Origin of the sequence: Sphingobacterium kitahiroshimense, assembly GCF_025961315.1 — a bacterium.
Lineage (GTDB): Bacteria > Bacteroidota > Bacteroidia > Sphingobacteriales > Sphingobacteriaceae > Sphingobacterium > Sphingobacterium anhuiense.
The window spans coordinates 2,976,192-2,993,003 of the sequence record NZ_JAOQNK010000001.1 but is presented as its reverse complement, the minus strand read 5'-3'; the positions used below and the strand labels follow the sequence as shown (position 1 = coordinate 2,993,003).

Below are 16,812 nucleotides of genomic sequence, written 5' to 3'. Positions count from 1 at the left end.
TAGATTTATAAGGTTGTTTAGGTTTAAATTTTATACATTTTTCCAGGTAAAGAGGTGATATGACCATTCATCTCCATTTCGAGTAAAATCATCGCAAGTTTACTTTGTGGCCAGTTACAGTAACGCGTGATGTCGTCAATACCCACTTGCTGTTTACCCTGGAGAAAGAGATAGAGGTGCAACTGATCTTTATTTAACTCAGGAGGTAGGAGTGGGAGCTGTATACCTGTTTGTTTTTCTGAAGTTTCCCAATTCATCAGGTAGCAAAGATCTTTCGCATCCCGGATCAGATGTGCGCGGTTGGTTTTAATTAAATAATTACAACCTGCCGAATAAAGCTGATCTATTGCTCCCGGGAATGCGCATACATCGCGGTTATAGCTATTTGCTATTTCAGCAGTAATGAGCGCGCCTCCCTTTGTGGCCGCCTCTATGACAATCGTTACATCAGACATGCCTGCTATAATGCGATTTCGCATAGGGAAATTTTGTCGGTCAAGATTGCTGTCTGACGGAAATTCGGTTAGTAATCCACCTTGTTGAAGCATTGCTGACGCTGTTTCTCTATGAGTCGCCGGATAAATCCGGTCTAGTCCATGTCCTAATACACCCACTGTTGGTATCCGATGCAGTAAAGCATTTTTGTGAGCCATGATATCGATACCATAGGCCAGTCCACTTACAATTGTGGTATCAAGAGGCTGCATCTGTTCAATGAGCGTATCGCAAATTTTGCGACCATAGCTGGTGGCATTTCTCGTTCCGACAATGCTGACCATACGTTCTTTATTGAGGTCGGCATTCCCTTTGTAATATAAGACCAGTGGTGCATCCTCACAATTTCTCAATTTCTGAGGATAATCCGGATTATCTATCCATAAAACTCTTATCTGGTGTTTTTCAACAAATGCCATTTCTTTTTCGGTTGCTTCCTGATAGTTTTTCGCAGCGATTTCATTAGCTGTTCGACTGTTTACTCCTGGAATTTTTGCTAAAGTACTGGCATTTGTCTCTAAGATTTCTTGCACAGAGCCGCAGTGCGTAAGCAAAGCTCGCGCAGTTTTAGGTCCTACCCCCTTAATTTTGGTAAGTGCTATTTGATGATAAAAGTTCATATTCGGTTATTTAAAGATAATAATATTTTACTGAAATTCAGGCTAAAACAGTTTTACTTTTGGTATCAAAAATGATTAGAAAAGAATTTTACTTTCATATTTTAGAGAATTATGAGATAGCTTGTATCTTTGTTTGAAATAAAAATATATGACTATGGAAATGAAAGAACCGTTTGATATAGAAATTGAAAATATTGTTTACTCGGTATTCCCAGAAGAGGAAGATACTTATGTGATTTTTAAAGAAGGGGTAGAATATGTACAGATTATTAAAGATACAGAGAATCTGTGGTTGAAAACCAATCCTGAGACTGGTTTACCAATGTTTGGTATGGATGAAGAGATTAATGCGATTGGCAAAAAAATTATAGAAGAATTGGGTTAATAATTCAAGATAGATAGACAGTTAAACAAAGTTAAAATCGTCGCTCATATTTCTTTTGTTGTTATTTTTAAATAACTAATTATAAAGAAATGAATCCAGGTCGCTTATTTTTTTTGATGTCTATCTGTCTGCTTTTATTTTTTAGCCGGGTCAAATCTTCATCTGCTCATTTTGTTTTTTCCTATCAAGATACCACTCTTCGGAATAAAAAAATAATTAATCAGGATACCAATATACTGGATACTGCGCTAATAGTTGGGAAAAAATTAACGGCGGAAGAGAAAATGGCCGAAAAGCAGGTTACATATAAGTCCATATACTTTTGGGGAGATACCAAAAATATGGTGACCTTGCCATATCAGGGCGGTCTTGCCGTTAATCTCAATAAGTTGTATAATCTTTTGAGTAAGAAGGGTCGTGCTTCTCGGAGACTTCAAAGACTATTCGAGCGGGAGTTCGAGCAAGACAAAGTCTTAGCACAATGGACTGCGCTAACTGAAGCCTACACGTCTTTAACGGGAGACTCTTTGGTTAAATTTCGTTCTTATTATGAACCTTCCTCCAAATGGTTGCGCAAGGCAGACCATTACGATCAGATTGCTTATGTGCAGCACAGTTTAAAAAACTACCTAGATTCTGTCGAAATCATTCATCAACGTCTGAGTCTCCCTAAATTAGAAATCTTAAATCCCTAAATTACATCGGAACATAAACGACATATTTCGTTTCGAAGAAATCTTCTTTAAAATAATCGGAAAGTGGGTGCAGCTCAGCTTTCAGTCGTGACTCTTTAATTTCTTCTTTAAGATCACCACCTTTTAGATATAAGATACCGTTAGGAATTCCATTTTTATCCTGTTTAAGGAATTTATTGCGGATCCAAGGAGCAAAATCTGCTAATCGTGTTACAGCACGTGATACAACAAAATCATATTTGTCGTCCAATTGTTCTGCACGGATGTGATCTGCTTCAACATTCTCAAGTCCTAAAGCAGACGCAACTTCGCGAACAACTTTAATTTTTTTTCCGATCGAATCTACTAAATGAAATTTTACTTCAGGAAATAAAATAGCCAATGGTATTCCTGGGAATCCTCCGCCTGTGCCAACGTCTAAAATACGAGTGCCCGGAGCAAATGTCATGACGTATTTTGCAATACCTAAAGAATGTAATACATGATGCAGATAAAGGCTTTCAACGTCTTTGCGTGAAATAACATTGATCTGATTGTTCCAAAACGGATAAAGTTCTGCAAGTTGTGCAAATTGTGTTTTCTGAACTTCTGTTAAGTTTGGAAAATACTGATATATGATGTCTACTGTAGGATTCAAAGTGAAAGTTTTAAAATATGAATATTATTTCCAGCTAAGTGATTTCTTTTTACGGTTGAATAGTCCGTTGATGCAAATATAGAAATAGTAGATGATGTCTAATAATGGTAACCACCAAATGAGGTCAGAAACTGCTAATTTCTTATATATTGCCCTAAAAACAATGAGCTGTGCAAGTAGGCGAATTAGATATGCAGCTACAGGTACGTACCAGTAATTAGGGAAAATAATCGCAGTCAGGATAATCGTAAAGTAGAATAAAAATGAAGTGATCAATTGCATACCCAACATACGCTGATGTCTTTTTTTGTAGATAACCGAAGCGCCCGAATGCCGTGCTTTTTGTTTGTAATAGCTTTTCCAGGTTGTTTTAGGTTCTGAGTAAACGATAGCATCCTCATGAATGGATATGGCTACATTTTTCTTCGTAGCGTTTTCATTTACAAAAAGATCGTCATCACCAGATTTAATGTGCATGTGTGATGCAAATCCCTTTTTACTGAAAAATAACGTTTTTGTGTAGGCCATGTTTCTGCCTACAGCCATGTAAGCATCTTTTTTTATCGCATACGATAAGTAACTCATTGCTGTATGCGTTGTCTCGAACCGGATAAGTTTATTGAGAAAACCTCTATATTTAAAATAAGGGGAGTACCCGATGACAATCTCTGTATCCGGTTGGTTAAGTGCTCCAGCTATTTCTTTTAACCAATTGCTTGAATTTGGATTGCAATCAGCATCTGTGAAAACCAGTTTTTCGTAAATAGCAGATTTAATTCCTAGGGTAACGGCGAATTTTTTTCCATGCTTAAGCCGTATATGTTCCTTAATATCGACAATTCTTAAGTTATCATATTGAGATTGATATTCTTTTAAAATCCATTTTGTCTCGTCAGTAGAGTAATCATTAACAACAATCACTTCAAATTGGGGATAATCCTGCTCTAAAATTGATGCTAAAAACTGCTTTAGATTTTTTTGTTCGTTATGTGCACAGATGATGACAGAAATAGGATCAAATTGATCTTGTTCCTGATAAGAATGCACTTTATGACGACTCAGTTTTCCGTATACAATTATAATATAGTACAACTGGATGAGCAGTAATAAACCGATGATGCCAAAGGCGATATAAGGGTAATAGAAGGCGTATTGCTGTACGATGTTCATAGGTTGCAAAGATAGTATGTTCCAAGGATATTTGCTTTAATAATGTTTTTTGTGCTGTAAATGTTAAAATCTTGTAAAAGGTCAATCTTTGCATTGCTTTTTATAGTATTTTTGCAAAGATTTTAAAAAAAGCATGTTGGGGAATTTGCTTCTGAAACAGTAAAAATCATCAAATTAGAATCCCCAAAAAATAAAAGATTAATGAAATTCACTCTTCAAGTACAAGATAAATTTTCTAAAGCGCGTGCAGGTGTTGTTGAGACAGCTCATGGAAAAATTCAAACTCCCATTTTTATGCCGGTTGGAACAGCTGGTACGGTCAAAGGTGTGCATCAGCACGAATTGAGAAATGATATTAAAGCTCAAATTATTTTGGGAAATACTTATCATTTATATCTAAGACCGGGACTGGATGTTTTGAATAAGGCAGGTGGTCTTCACAAATTTAACGGTTGGGACCGTCCAATTTTAACAGATTCTGGAGGTTACCAAGTTTATTCATTGTCAGACAATCGTAAGATACGAGAAGAAGGTGTGACGTTCCGGTCACATATTGATGGTTCAAAGCATTTATTTACTCCTGAAAATGTGATGGATACACAACGAGTAATCGGTGCGGATATTATCATGGCTTTTGATGAGTGTACTCCTTATCCATGTGACTATGGGTATGCCCGTCGTTCGATTGAAATGACTCACCGTTGGCTGAAAAGATGTTGTGATCGTTTTGATAGTACAGAACCATTATATGGATATGACCAGACATTGTTCCCCATTGTTCAAGGATCAGTATATAAAGACTTACGTGAAAGATCTGCTGAGAAAATTGCGTCTTTCAATCGTGAAGGAAATGCAATCGGTGGTTTATCCGTAGGAGAGCCTGCTGAGGAAATGTATGCGATGACGGAAGTTGTCTGTAATATTCTTCCAGAAGATAAACCTCGTTACCTAATGGGGGTAGGTACACCAATCAATCTACTTGAAAACATCGCTTTGGGTATAGATATGTTTGATTGTGTAATGCCAACGCGTAATGCACGTAACGGTATGATTTTTACACGTCACGGAACGATCAATATCAAGAATGAAAAATGGAAAGACGATTTTTCTCCAATTGATCCAGATAGTGATCTTTACTCAGATCAAGTATATACAAAAGCATATTTACGCCATTTAATCCGTTCGCAAGAACTTTTAGGTGCACAGATTGCTTCTTTACATAACTTACACTTCTATTTATGGCTGGTAAATGAGGCACGTGAGAAAATTGTAGATGGTACATTCTACGATTGGAAAAATAAAATGGTCAAAGTATTAGGTCAACGTTTGTAATTTTTTTGCATCTTAGTAGTATTATGTTTTCTATTATCGATCGTTACATTATTAAAAAGTACTTGAGCACATTTGTGTTCACGATGGCTATTTTTACAGTCGTCATGGTCATTTTTGATATTTCTGAGCGATTGGATGATTTCTTGAAATATAATGCTCCTATGGACAAAATTATATTTGAATATTACGCAGGATTTATCCCGTTTTATTTAAATTTCCTTTGTCCTCTGATCAATTTTATCGCTGTTATCTTCTTTACTTCGAAGATGGCCGATCAAACGGAGATCGTACCCATATTAAGTGCCGGCTATAGTTTTAACCGGCTTTTAAGACCCTATATTTTTTCTGCAACGCTTATATTTGCAGTTTCTTTTGTCTTTAACCTTTATATTATTCCGAAAACGAATAAAATGAAGATCGGTTTTGAAAATGTGTATGTAAAACCTTTGAAAGATAATACGAAAGTGTCCACGCATATGCAGATTGATAAAAACAGTTATGTATACATAGACAACTTTGATAACAACTCCAAGATTGGATATAAGTTTGTACTGGAAAAATTTAAGGGTGATACCTTATTGGAAAAAATGATCGCTGAGCGTATTACATGGGATTCTGTAACGACTAAGTGGAAAATACATGATTATACAAACCGGATTATTAATGGTCTTCATGAACGAATGGACAAGGGTACCGTAAAAGATACCACTTTGGATATGAAGCCGAGTGATTTTGAACTGTATGATAATATTTTTACAGCCATGGATACGAAAGAGCTGGACGAGCGTATCCATAAAGAGGAAATTAGGGGTACAGGGATGATGACAGATCTTAAATTGGAGAAATATAAACGTTATGTCTATCCTTTTTCGGCATTTGTGCTTACTTTGATGGGCGTTGCCTTATCCTCTAAGAAGGTCAGAGGAGGTATTGGTCTTAGTTTGGGTATCGGTATCGGATTGAGCTTTACCTACATCGTGTTCATTCAATTTGCCACTATGTTCTCATTAAAAGGAGGGCTCCCTCCTTTGATTGCAGTGTTAATTCCCAATATTACATTTTTAATTATTGCAATCTATTTGGCTATAAAGGCGCCAAAATAAACAAACCGACAATGTCAAAAATTAAAATTAATCAGAATGTTCTTATTCTGCATTTAACAATCCTGATATGGGGTTTTACAGGAATTTTGGGTAATTTGATTTCGATATCTGCTATACATCTTGTTTGGTATCGGGTTTTGATTGCGGCGATTTCTCTATGGATTTATCTTGCCGTTAGCAAGCAGCAGATTCTGGTAAAAAGAAAGGATTTTATCTCTTTCATAATGGTCGGAGGTGTCGTAGGGCTTCACTGGGTACTCTTTTTTTATGCAATTAAGGTATCTACAGTATCAGTAGCTTTGGTAACATTATCTTCTTTGACATTGTATACTTCTATTTTGGAACCCCTGATCAATAAGAAAAAGATCGCCCTAATGGATATGTTAGTTGGTGTAGTGATAATAATGGGTATCTATATGATATTTCAATTTGAATCCAATTATATTGAAGGTATTCTTGCGGGCTTAGCATGTGCATTCTGTGCAAGTATTTTCTCGATTGCAAATGCCAGAATGGTTAAAAAATCAAGCGCTACCTTGATCACATTTTATGAAATGCTGGGTGCTTTTTTCTGGGTGTCAGTTTTTATGTTATTCAGTGGAGATTTTAATGAAAATATGGTTCTCAATCAATCGGATTTAATTTATCTATTGATCTTAGGGGTATTGTGTACTGCCGTTGCGTATGTTTTAGGTGTTGCTGTGATGAAAGAATTGAGTGCTTTTACAGTTGCTTTAACGACAAATCTGGAACCTGTTTATGGCATTTTATTGGCCATGCTGATCTTCGGTCAAAAAGAGACGATGAGTTTAGGTTTTTATGGTGGTGCTGCCATTGTTTTAGGTGCAGTTTTCTTCTATCCTTACTTAAAAACAAAAATCGAGAAACGGAAGCAGGATTTGGTTATTAGAAAAATCTATTAATTATCTATTTTAGCTTTATATATCTGCTCTTGTTACAGAACGGAATTTAATGGATTTATTGCGTATCCTGATAAAAAAAGCGTGCTTAAAACTGATTTTAAGCACGCTTTTTTTTGACTTAGCACTGGATTAAAAATCAAATGTTCCGATGGTCACATGCTGCTCTTTGGTTTTATCTAAGTACAGGGGGATGATTTTACGTTCCTGTTTTCCGGAGCTATAATAGGTGAATATTTCTGCCATAACTGCTGTTGGACCTGCTAGCGTTAGCGAATTATCATTATAAAAATCTACTTCGACTTTATATTTTCCTTTGACTGCTCTTTTTAATAGAAATTGTTCAGGGCCATATCCTCCGGTAAAATCATTACTTAAACGTCCTCCCATTGCAGTGCTATTATTGCTGTAAAAGCATTTTTCTCCATATGGATCTGTCACCCAAAGATCTATATCTGTATTGTTTGAATTCCAATTGATCACTACACGAATATCAACAGGAAGATCTGCAGTGAGTTTTTTGCTGATGTTATTGCTATTAACATGAGTCTGGTTTAATTTTAATAAATTATTTAACTCCATCACAATAATTTCTTCAATACCATCGTCGCGATCGGCTGCTTCAGGGGAATAACTTTGCGTTAGGATACTATATAATTGATCAAAAGCTTTTTGATATTGTTTATTATCTAATAATGCTAAAGCATAATCGCGGTGGCTTTGCGGATCCATAGGACGCCAGTCTACGATTTTCTTATTGATGTAAAGTTCATATTGATATTGTTCCCATTGTTTAAGTGTGTAAGCTATTGTCTTAAATAAATCTGCATTTTCAATTTGAAGATCTGCAAGTGAGCTCAACACTAATAATGCTTTATCTTTTGTGCCTTTTCGAAAGAAAAAATTAGCAACGTCAAAATAGAAGCTCGGAGTACCCAAATATGCTTGGCGAAGTTCGAGATATGTTTGATAGGGATTCGCTGATTTTTTTAAGACCTGCAGATACATATTGTCATTTTTAATGTCAGGAATGGTGATTTTTGCACCAGCAGTTATTCTGTCACTCACATCAGTGCCGGAATAATGCTGTTGATCAGAAACTGGGTCTTCTAAATCGCTTAATATTATTTCCTTCAGATTTGAATATTGATCATCTGCTAAAAACATCTGTCTGCTTTCTGATGATACCATTTTTGATGTTGCAGCTTGTGCATTATTGATTGGATGAACTTCGGGCTCTACAAATGATTCTTCTACGATCCTGTTAGGCTGTGGATAACTTTTCTTTGCTTTGAAGTCGGTCTGCCACCATTTTTTTAATTCTTGGACAGCGGTTTCAGCCTGTGCCAATAAATCATGCATACGTTCCTCCCGAAGAACGCTTTGTTCTTTAATCAATTTATGATAAGCTGGAAGCAATTCTGTTGGAGGCAGGATGGCATATCGTACATAATCTTCCACGGTTTCCAATACAATTAAACTTGTGTTACGGGTAACAATACCAAATTGCTTACCAAGTTCTTCAATACGTTCTTTATTTTCCGTGTAATCAACATCTAATGTTGCAATCTTTTTCTGAGCCCAGATTTTATGAATATCCAACTCATTTTCTTGATAATTGATGTCAATTTTGACTTCTTGAGTTGCACGATTCCCGTAGCCAAAGAGTAAGGTAATCTGTTTTAAATCGTTGTTTTTTCCGAGACCTGAAATCGCGATATGATCCTGTACTTCTGTATGGATCGCTGGATATATTTCTGAGAAATCAGCATGTTCTTTGATCCCTAAAAATTTTAAATTTTCTGAACTTAATTTCTTGATACCGTCAATAGGTGATGTGTTCAATAGATTGAGCGTTTTTGCACCAGTTTTTTTGCTAATGGCCTGGAGTGTGCTGTAATCTGCAATAGCAGAAGAAGAGATACAATATGTTGGTTTGTTGATGGTTACTTGATTTGACCCAAATGTGGATAACCCTTCGGTAAAGAAAAGATATTCCTCCGCTTGCAGCACTTGATCATTCAATTTTGAATAGTCTGTTCCGCCATCATAAGTTAAATGCAAGAGATAATTTTTTAGAGCAGTCCAATTTCCCTGTTCTATGTGAAATGTTCCCGCTTTTACATAGCTGATATTCAGTAAGCCCAGCTCTATAGTTAAATTCTTTTTTTGTTGTATGATGAGATCCAGAAGTGCTAATTCTTTTTGAATGTCCTTATCTTTAGCACTTAAAGAATTGTCCCAGATGATCCCAATTTTGTTTTTCCAGGTTTTTGCTTTCGAAGGAGCATCGATAAATATATTGCTAAGGAAATAGAAAGATTGATCTTGATTAACCTGTGTCAAAATGATGTTCTCATTTGGTCGCTTAGGTAGTCCAATAACTAATGATTTTTCAGGTATAAAATTGTTTTTAGCTATAGCCGCTTGATAAATGTGATTTTTTTCTGAAAATATGAGTGATCCATCTGGTTTGCTGATCAATGTCGGTACCTGGTCTGTTTGGTAGATATTTACCTGAAGTTTAAACCGCTCGATCGCTTGTTTATAGGCTAAAGGTAAATGGTATTGAAAACCAGTCGAAGCATGGAATTGTAAATTCTCTTCATAAGTTATGCTAATGGTTCGTTGACCTTGTTCAGGTATAGGATATATTCTGGTCTTAAAATTATTGCCTTCTACACGCTCTAATAATCCAGGATCTACACGACGAGATTCAATACTTTCGAAGACTTCAGTCCCTTTGTTTTTATCAACTGCAACAGCTTGACGTAGTTTTCCATTAATATCAAGGGCGTATCCTGTTACCGAAACACCTTCAGGCATGGGGAATGTCAGTATGCCCTCCAAGTCTTTGTTTTCATTATTACGGAAGGTCATTGTCATCGTTGTTTTCGCGATGTTACCAAAAATATTAACTTGAATATCGAGCTCCTGTAGATTAACTTTTGCCTGATCTTTTGGATCATTCGATATTTTTAAGCTGGGAATAGGTCTATTTGGATTATTCTGTGATTTAATATTCTCTCCCTGAAGTAGGAGACATAAAATCAATGCTATTATGAGGATCTTATTCATATTTTTTGAATTAGCTTGCTGTGTTCATTTAAGATGATGCATCTTAGTAACGAATTCCATAATTAACCGCAGGATTAAAAAACTTCATGTAGGTTGAAAATCTTAGTCCCGGTTAAAATGAATAAAAGCTTTTTGAGATCAGCGAGGGTCCATATGCTACTCATCTTTGAGATGAAATAACCGGATGAGTCAGTGACAGGAAGTGCTATAAAAGAATAAACCCCGTAAATATATTTACGGGGCTCATTCTTTTCTATTTAGGATTGGTATTAAGCATATTGATGAATAGCTTCTTTGCTTTCAAGCTCCGAATGCCCCATTAGGAATTCGTCTACTTTTCTAGCACACTCACGGCCTTCTGATATCGCCCATACAACTAATGATTGTCCTTTCCTACAATCTCCAGCTGTAAAGATCTTATCTACCGAAGTCTGGTAAGCTTTATCTGTCGCAACTATATTTCCTCGGCTATCGACTTGAACACCCAGTTTTTCTGGCAATTGTTGCTCTGTATGTTGATAACCGACAGCTAAAAGAACAAGATCTGCCGGAATTTCTTTAGGCTCTGATTGACCTAATTTTGTTCTTCTACCGAAATCATCTACTTCGTATTCGACCTCTATGATCTGAACAGCTTTGACATTTCCATGGTCATCACTGATGAAGGCTTTTGTTTCGGTTGCCCAAAGTCGGTCACAACCTTCTTCTTGTGATGATGAAGTGTTGAAGGTGATTTTATCTGATGGCCATGGATTATTCTTTAATCGTTCCTTTGCAGGGATTGGTTTACGTGCGATCTGGGTAATGCTCTGTGCCAGTTGTCGATTGGAAGTACCGATACAATCCGATCCAGTATCACCGTCACCGACTACGACTACATGTTTTCCTTGGGCGATGATGTGCTCTTCCGTGTATTCAATACCACTCACTTTTTTATTCTGCTGTTTCAGAAAGTCCATCGCGAAATGAACACCCTTTAATTCTTTTCCAGGAATATCCAAATGCCAAGGAACAGTTGAGCCTGTTGCTAAAATAACAGCATCAAAAGAAAGTAACTCATGGTGGGAGATGTTTTTGCCAACCTCAGCGTTTACGTTAAATTTAATACCTGATTCCTGCATCACCGAAATCCGGCGGTCAATAATTTTCTTGTCTAATTTAAAATCTGGAATACCATAACGGAGTAAGCCTCCCAGTTGATCATCACGTTCAAAAACGACAACGTCATGACCAGCTTTATTTAATTGTGCGGCTGCAGCTAAACCCGCAGGTCCTGATCCAACAATAGCAACTCTTTTATCTGTTTTAATATAGCTTTTGTTAGGTTTTACATAACCTTTATTGAAAGCAATTTCAATAATATGTTTTTCAATTTCTTCAATGGTAATAGGAGAACTGTGTATACCCAATACACAGGCCGATTCACATGGAGCCGGACAAATTCTTCCTGTAAATTCGGGAAAGTTATTTGTTGAGGTCAATATGTTGTATGCATCTTCCCATTTTCCATCGTAAACGGCATCATTAAACTCAGGTATTACATTGCCCAAAGGACATCCTGAGTGACAAAATGGAATACCGCAGTCCATACAACGTGCGGCCTGTGTATTCAGTTGACTATCTGTGTAACCCTTGTTGAATTCCTGAAAATTCTGTATTCTGTAAGCTACCGGTTCTTTTTGCGGAAGCTCACGATCGTATTCTTTAAATCCTGTTATTTTTCCCATGATTTTTCCTCCTGATTATGCTTCAACTAATTTTGTACGTAATACCTGTTTGTATTCTTTTGGAAATACTTTGATAAAGCTGTTTTTCTCAGCAGTCCAGTTTTCGAGAATATGTTGTGCAATTTTGCTGTTTGTGAGTAAAATATGTCTTTTTAGCAATGCAATAATTGCGGTTTCATCTTCTTGTTCCAATGGATCAAGATCAACCATTTCAGTATTACAATTGTCTCTAAATGTTCCTTGCTTATCATAGATCCAGGCGATACCACCGCTCATACCAGCGCCGAAATTTCTTCCAGTAGCTCCTAAGATAAGTGCACGTCCCCCGGTCATGTATTCACAACCATGGTCGCCAAGTCCTTCTACTACTGCCGTAGCACCTGAATTACGAACAGCAAATCGTTCGCCGGCTTGTCCATTAATAAAGAGATGTCCCGATGTAGCACCAAATAGAGCAACATTACCGATGATGATATTTTCATGCGGTATCAATTTACTTTCTGCTTTCGGATAGATCGCTAATTGTGCACCAGATAATCCTTTACCAACATAATCATTCGCTTCACCTTCTAACTCAAATGATAGTCCTTTTGTTGAGAATGCACCAAAACTCTGTCCCGCAGAACCTTCAAATTTGTAATTGATGGTATTATCAGGTAAGCCTTCGGATCCGTATAGTTTAGAAATCTCATTCGACAATAGCGTACCGATGGTACGATCCGTATTTTTAACCGTGAAAGTTCCAAAAACTGGAGTTTTGCTTTCTAAGGCATGTTTCGCTTGTTTCAATAATCCCCAGTCTAAGATCATACCCATGCCGTGATCTTGTTCTTCAGTATTGTAAAGAGACTGATTAGGATCGTTGGGCTCAACATATAATATGCCTGAGAAATCAATTTTGGAAGCTTTCCAATGATCTATGTTCTCACGTTTTTTAAGGAACTGTGCTTTTCCTACCATTTCATTGATGGTACGGAAACCCAATTCTGCCATGGTCTCTCTGATTTCTTCGGCCATGAAGCGGAATAGGTTAACAATGTCCTCAGGTTTACCGGTGAATAATTTTCTTAATTCTGGATCTTGTGTGGCTACACCTACTGGACAAGTATTCAAGTGACACTTACGCATCATGATACAGCCACCAGCAATAAGGGCAGCAGTTGATACGCCCCATTCTTCTGCACCTAATAAGGTTGCTACAACGATGTCCCGTCCAGTTTTTACCTGTCCATCTGCTTGTAGTACGATACGGCTTCTAAGTTTGTTTTTCACCAAAGTTTGGTGTGCTTCTGCTAATCCCAATTCCCAAGGTAAACCTGCGTGCTTTGTCGAACTGATCGGAGAAGCTCCTGTTCCTCCGTCAAATCCTGCTATCAGAATAACGTCGGCATGTGCTTTTGCGACACCCGCAGCAATAGTTCCAACACCCGCTTTTGAAACGAGTTTGACATTGATACGTGCAGCACGGTTTGCATTTTTTAGATCAAAGATTAATTGTGCTAAATCTTCAATCGAATAGATGTCATGATGTGGTGGCGGGGAAATTAACCCTACACCTGGCGTTGAATGTCTTGTTTTAGCAATCCATTCATTAACCTTAGGTCCAGGAAGCTGACCGCCCTCTCCAGGTTTAGCACCTTGAGCCATCTTGATCTGTATTTCGTCTGCCTGTGTCAGATAGTTAGATGTTACACCAAATCGTGCTGATGCCACTTGTTTGATTGCAGAACGCATGGAATCGCCATTCGGTAGGGGCTGATAACGGAGCTCATCTTCACCACCTTCTCCAGTATTTGATTTTGCACCGATGCGGTTCATCGCAATTGCCAGTGTGCTGTGTGCTTCATGTGAAATAGAACCAAATGACATCGCACCTGTGGCAAAGCGTTTTAAAATATCACTAGCTGGTTCTACTTCTTCTAAAGGAATTGCTGTTCTATGTTTAGCAAAATCTAATAAACCACGCAGGGTGAACATCTGTTCTTTTTGGTTGTTTATTTTTTCCGCATATCTTTTATAAGTAGCATAGTCGTCATTGCGACAAGCCTGTTGCAGAAGATGTACAGTATCAGGGTTCCAAAGGTGTCCTTCACCTCTTCGTTTCCATTGGTAGAGACCACCTTCAGGAAGTAACGTCTGTGGAGTACGGCTTTCTTTGAAATTCACCCAATGTTTTGTCAGTACTTCCTGTGCAATATCATCAAGGTTTAAGCCGCCGATACGGGATACAGCACCGCAAAAATATTTGTCTACAACAGTTTTATCTAAACCTAATACTTCAAAGATTTGTGCACCATGATACGACTGCAGGGTCGATATTCCCATTTTTGAAAATATCTTTAATAATCCTGCATTTACTGCCTTTACGTAGTTTTTGGAAAGTTCAGGCCATGTTAATTCGGTTTCGATTTTACTTTGTTCTTTCATCGTACGAATACTCGCAAGCGCCATGTAAGGATTGATTGCGGTGGCTCCGAATGCTAGTAAACATGCAAAATGATGAACTTCCCAAGCATCTCCAGCTTCTACAACAAGACCAACAGCACCGCGGTTTCCTGTTTTAATTAAATGGTGATGTACTGCAGATACAGCTAATATAGATGGAATAGGTGCATGTTGCGAATCTATCGCACGATCTGAAAGTATTAATACTTCGAATCCATCACGTACAGCATCATCTGCATAACGACAAAGACGTTCTAATCCAGCTTCCAGGGAACCATTTTGACCATCTGCTCGGAAGTAAGATTGTAAAGTTTTTGCCTGAAATACACCCGTGTCTATTGACCGTAGCTTTTCTAATTCTTTCGAGGTCAATATCGGATGTTCAAGCGTAACGCAGTGACAGAATTTTTTATCTTCAATGAGTATGTTGCCTGCATTTCCAATGAATGTTGCTAGACTCATAACCAAACGCTCTCTTATTGGATCAATAGGAGGGTTTGTCACTTGAGCAAAAAACTGCTTGAAGTAACTGGATAAGTGTTGCGGTTGATCGGAAAGTATAGCTAATGGTACATCAGATCCCATGGAACCTGTTGGCTCATACCCGGTCAATGCCATTGGTGTTAGAATTGTTTCTAAGTCTTCTCTCGAATATCCGAAAGTCTGCTGATACTTAAATACCGATTCTTTAGACAGGTAGGTATAGGTAACTCGAGGCTCAGCCAATTCTGTTAATTTTATTTTATAACTGTCTAACCAATCGCCATAAGGCTGTTGACGTATTAAGTCACCTTTTACCTCTTCGTCAGATAAAATTTTACCTTGTTCCATATCGACCAAGAAAATTTTACCAGCTTGTTGTCTTCCCTTTTTGATGATTGTTGATTCATCAATTGGAAGTGCTCCTGCCTCTGAAGCAACGATAACACGATGATCTGAAGTGATGGCATAGCGTAACGGACGCAGTCCGTTTCGATCTAAGGTTGCACCAATGGACTTGCCATCAGTAAAACAAAGAGCAGCTGGACCATCCCAAGGCTCCATTAATGTGGCGTGGTATTCGTAAAATGCCCGTTTTAATGGATCCATTTGTGTATTGCCATCCCAAGCTTCAGGTACCAGCATCAGCATCACATGGGAAAGACTACGGCCACTGTGTAATAAAAGTTCTGCAACATTGTCTAGACATGCAGAATCAGATTGACCACGGTCTACAACAGGTAGTAAGATCTCCATCTCTTCTTCTGTAAAATAAGGAGACGAAAGCGCACGCATGCCTGCGTAAAACCAGTTCAGATTTCCTGTTAATGTGTTGATCTCACCATTATGCGCTAACATACGGAAAGGCTGTGCTAAAGACCAGGAAGGGAAAGTATTGGTTGAAAAGCGAGAGTGTACTAATCCAAATGCAGAAACAACTCTTGGATCGCGAAGGTCTTTAAAATAAGTGCCAACTTGGTAAGTTGTCAACTGACCTTTATAAATAATTGTTTTGCAAGATAAGGAAGCGAAGTAAAGCGGTAGTGGGTATTCTTGATATTGTTTGATTTTTTGGATAATCAAACGTCTGAGGACAAATAATTTGCGTTCAAATTCTTCAGTGTTATGTACGGTCTCGGGTCTGTCGATAAAGAATTGAACTATTTCGGGTTCAGCGCTTAATGCTGTCGGGCCTATACCTGCTCTACTTACTGGTACATCCCGAAATCCAAGGAATTTCATATCCCTTTCAGTAGCCGCTTCTTGTATAACTGTTCTGCAAATTTTGTTCATTTCAGGTTCTTTGGGTAGGAAAACCATTCCTGCTCCATAATATCCTGGTTCTTTAAGTTGTATACCCAGGTTAATACATTCTTCCCAAAGAAACTCATGTGGTAATTGGATCATAATACCTGCGCCATCTCCACTCTCTGGATCACAGCCACAAGCACCACGATGCTCCATATTTTCTAACATGGTCAAGGCATCTTTTACCTGTGCATGTGATTTTATTCCTTTAATATGCGCTACAAAACCAACCCCACAGGCGTCATGCTCAAAACTCGGGTCGTATAGCCCTTGCTGATTTGTGTTACTTTCAATCATCTTCCTATTCAATTATTACTTTGCTAATATATGAATAAAAACATTAAAATATTATAGATTTTATAAATTATTTTAAATAAGCTTATGTTATTTGTAAATAAAAAGTCTTTTATTGCTGAT

At 37.6% G+C, this 16,812-nt stretch carries 11 protein-coding genes; 5 read left to right on the top strand and 6 right to left on the bottom strand.

The window, feature by feature from the left end; translation table 11 throughout:
• Positions 1-23: 23 nt before the first annotated feature.
• Positions 24-1,115, bottom strand: a complete 1,092-nt coding sequence (gene dprA, locus M2265_RS13270) for a DNA-processing protein DprA (RefSeq protein WP_132772393.1) — start codon at positions 1,113-1,115, stop codon at positions 24-26.
• 154 nt (positions 1,116-1,269) lie between these two features.
• Between dprA and M2265_RS13265 the strand changes: the two genes are divergently transcribed.
• Together M2265_RS13265 and M2265_RS13260 are read left to right on the top strand one after the other, a co-directional pair.
• A complete protein-coding gene (locus M2265_RS13265) occupies positions 1,270-1,500 on the top strand; it encodes a hypothetical protein (protein WP_132772391.1) in 231 nt (76 codons plus the stop codon).
• Between the two features lie 89 nt (positions 1,501-1,589).
• Positions 1,590-2,195: a hypothetical protein gene (locus M2265_RS13260; RefSeq protein WP_132772390.1), complete on the top strand. Its 606-nt coding sequence runs from the start codon at positions 1,590-1,592 to the stop codon at positions 2,193-2,195.
• 1 nt (position 2,196) lies between these two features.
• Here the strand turns inward: M2265_RS13260 and rsmG are convergent, their stop codons facing one another.
• Both rsmG and M2265_RS13250 read right to left on the bottom strand, forming a co-directional pair.
• Positions 2,197-2,832: a 16S rRNA (guanine(527)-N(7))-methyltransferase RsmG gene (gene rsmG, locus M2265_RS13255; RefSeq protein ID WP_132772388.1), complete on the bottom strand. Its 636-nt coding sequence runs from the start codon at positions 2,830-2,832 to the stop codon at positions 2,197-2,199.
• Positions 2,833-2,856: 24 nt separating this feature from the next.
• Positions 2,857-4,002, bottom strand: a complete 1,146-nt coding sequence (locus tag M2265_RS13250; protein WP_132772386.1) for a glycosyltransferase — start codon at positions 4,000-4,002, stop codon at positions 2,857-2,859.
• Between the two features lie 201 nt (positions 4,003-4,203).
• Here M2265_RS13250 and tgt point away from each other — a divergent pair, with 201 nt between their 5' ends.
• Genes tgt through M2265_RS13235 form a run of 3 tightly spaced genes read left to right on the top strand, consistent with a single transcriptional unit; the run spans position 4,204 to position 7,360 of the window.
• A complete protein-coding gene (gene tgt, locus M2265_RS13245) occupies positions 4,204-5,334 on the top strand; it encodes a tRNA guanosine(34) transglycosylase Tgt (RefSeq protein ID WP_108160421.1) in 1,131 nt (376 codons plus the stop codon).
• Between the two features lie 23 nt (positions 5,335-5,357).
• Entirely contained in the window at positions 5,358-6,437 is a 1,080-nt protein-coding gene (locus M2265_RS13240; protein ID WP_132772385.1) for an LptF/LptG family permease, read from the top strand.
• 11 nt (positions 6,438-6,448) lie between these two features.
• Positions 6,449-7,360 carry a DMT family transporter gene (locus M2265_RS13235; protein ID WP_132772383.1) on the top strand — a complete coding sequence of 304 codons (912 nt, stop codon included), beginning with the start codon at positions 6,449-6,451 and terminating at the stop codon, positions 7,358-7,360.
• A 129-nt stretch (positions 7,361-7,489) separates the two neighbouring features.
• Here the strand turns inward: M2265_RS13235 and M2265_RS13230 are convergent, their stop codons facing one another.
• From M2265_RS13230 to gltB, 3 genes are all read right to left on the bottom strand, one after another.
• On the bottom strand, positions 7,490-10,435 hold the full coding sequence (locus M2265_RS13230; protein WP_132772381.1) for a VIT domain-containing protein: 2,946 nt from the start codon (positions 10,433-10,435) through the stop codon (positions 7,490-7,492).
• Between the two features lie 269 nt (positions 10,436-10,704).
• Positions 10,705-12,162 (bottom strand): glutamate synthase subunit beta, encoded by a 1,458-nt coding sequence (locus M2265_RS13225; RefSeq protein ID WP_132772379.1) that lies wholly within the window; start codon positions 12,160-12,162, stop codon positions 10,705-10,707.
• Positions 12,163-12,177: 15 nt separating this feature from the next.
• Positions 12,178-16,692 carry a glutamate synthase large subunit gene (gene gltB / locus M2265_RS13220; protein WP_132772377.1) on the bottom strand — a complete coding sequence of 1,505 codons (4,515 nt, stop codon included), beginning with the start codon at positions 16,690-16,692 and terminating at the stop codon, positions 12,178-12,180.
• Between the last annotated feature and the right edge of the window lie 120 nt (positions 16,693-16,812).

Excerpts from the sequence above, each read along its gene's own strand:
- dprA (WP_132772393.1), bottom strand. The coding sequence starts at position 1,115 with ATGAACTTTTATCATCAAATAGCACTTACCAAAATTAAGGGGGTAGGA.
- M2265_RS13265 (WP_132772391.1), top strand. The coding sequence starts at position 1,270 with ATGGAAATGAAAGAACCGTTTGATATAGAAATTGAAAATATTGTTTAC.
- M2265_RS13260 (WP_132772390.1), top strand. The coding sequence starts at position 1,590 with ATGAATCCAGGTCGCTTATTTTTTTTGATGTCTATCTGTCTGCTTTTA.
- M2265_RS13250 (WP_132772386.1), bottom strand. The coding sequence starts at position 4,002 with ATGAACATCGTACAGCAATACGCCTTCTATTACCCTTATATCGCCTTT.
- tgt (WP_108160421.1), top strand. The coding sequence starts at position 4,204 with ATGAAATTCACTCTTCAAGTACAAGATAAATTTTCTAAAGCGCGTGCA.
- M2265_RS13240 (WP_132772385.1), top strand. The coding sequence starts at position 5,358 with ATGTTTTCTATTATCGATCGTTACATTATTAAAAAGTACTTGAGCACA.
- M2265_RS13235 (WP_132772383.1), top strand. The coding sequence starts at position 6,449 with ATGTCAAAAATTAAAATTAATCAGAATGTTCTTATTCTGCATTTAACA.
- M2265_RS13230 (WP_132772381.1), bottom strand. The coding sequence starts at position 10,435 with ATGAATAAGATCCTCATAATAGCATTGATTTTATGTCTCCTACTTCAG.
- M2265_RS13225 (WP_132772379.1), bottom strand. The coding sequence starts at position 12,162 with ATGGGAAAAATAACAGGATTTAAAGAATACGATCGTGAGCTTCCGCAA.
- gltB (WP_132772377.1), bottom strand. The coding sequence starts at position 16,692 with ATGATTGAAAGTAACACAAATCAGCAAGGGCTATACGACCCGAGTTTT.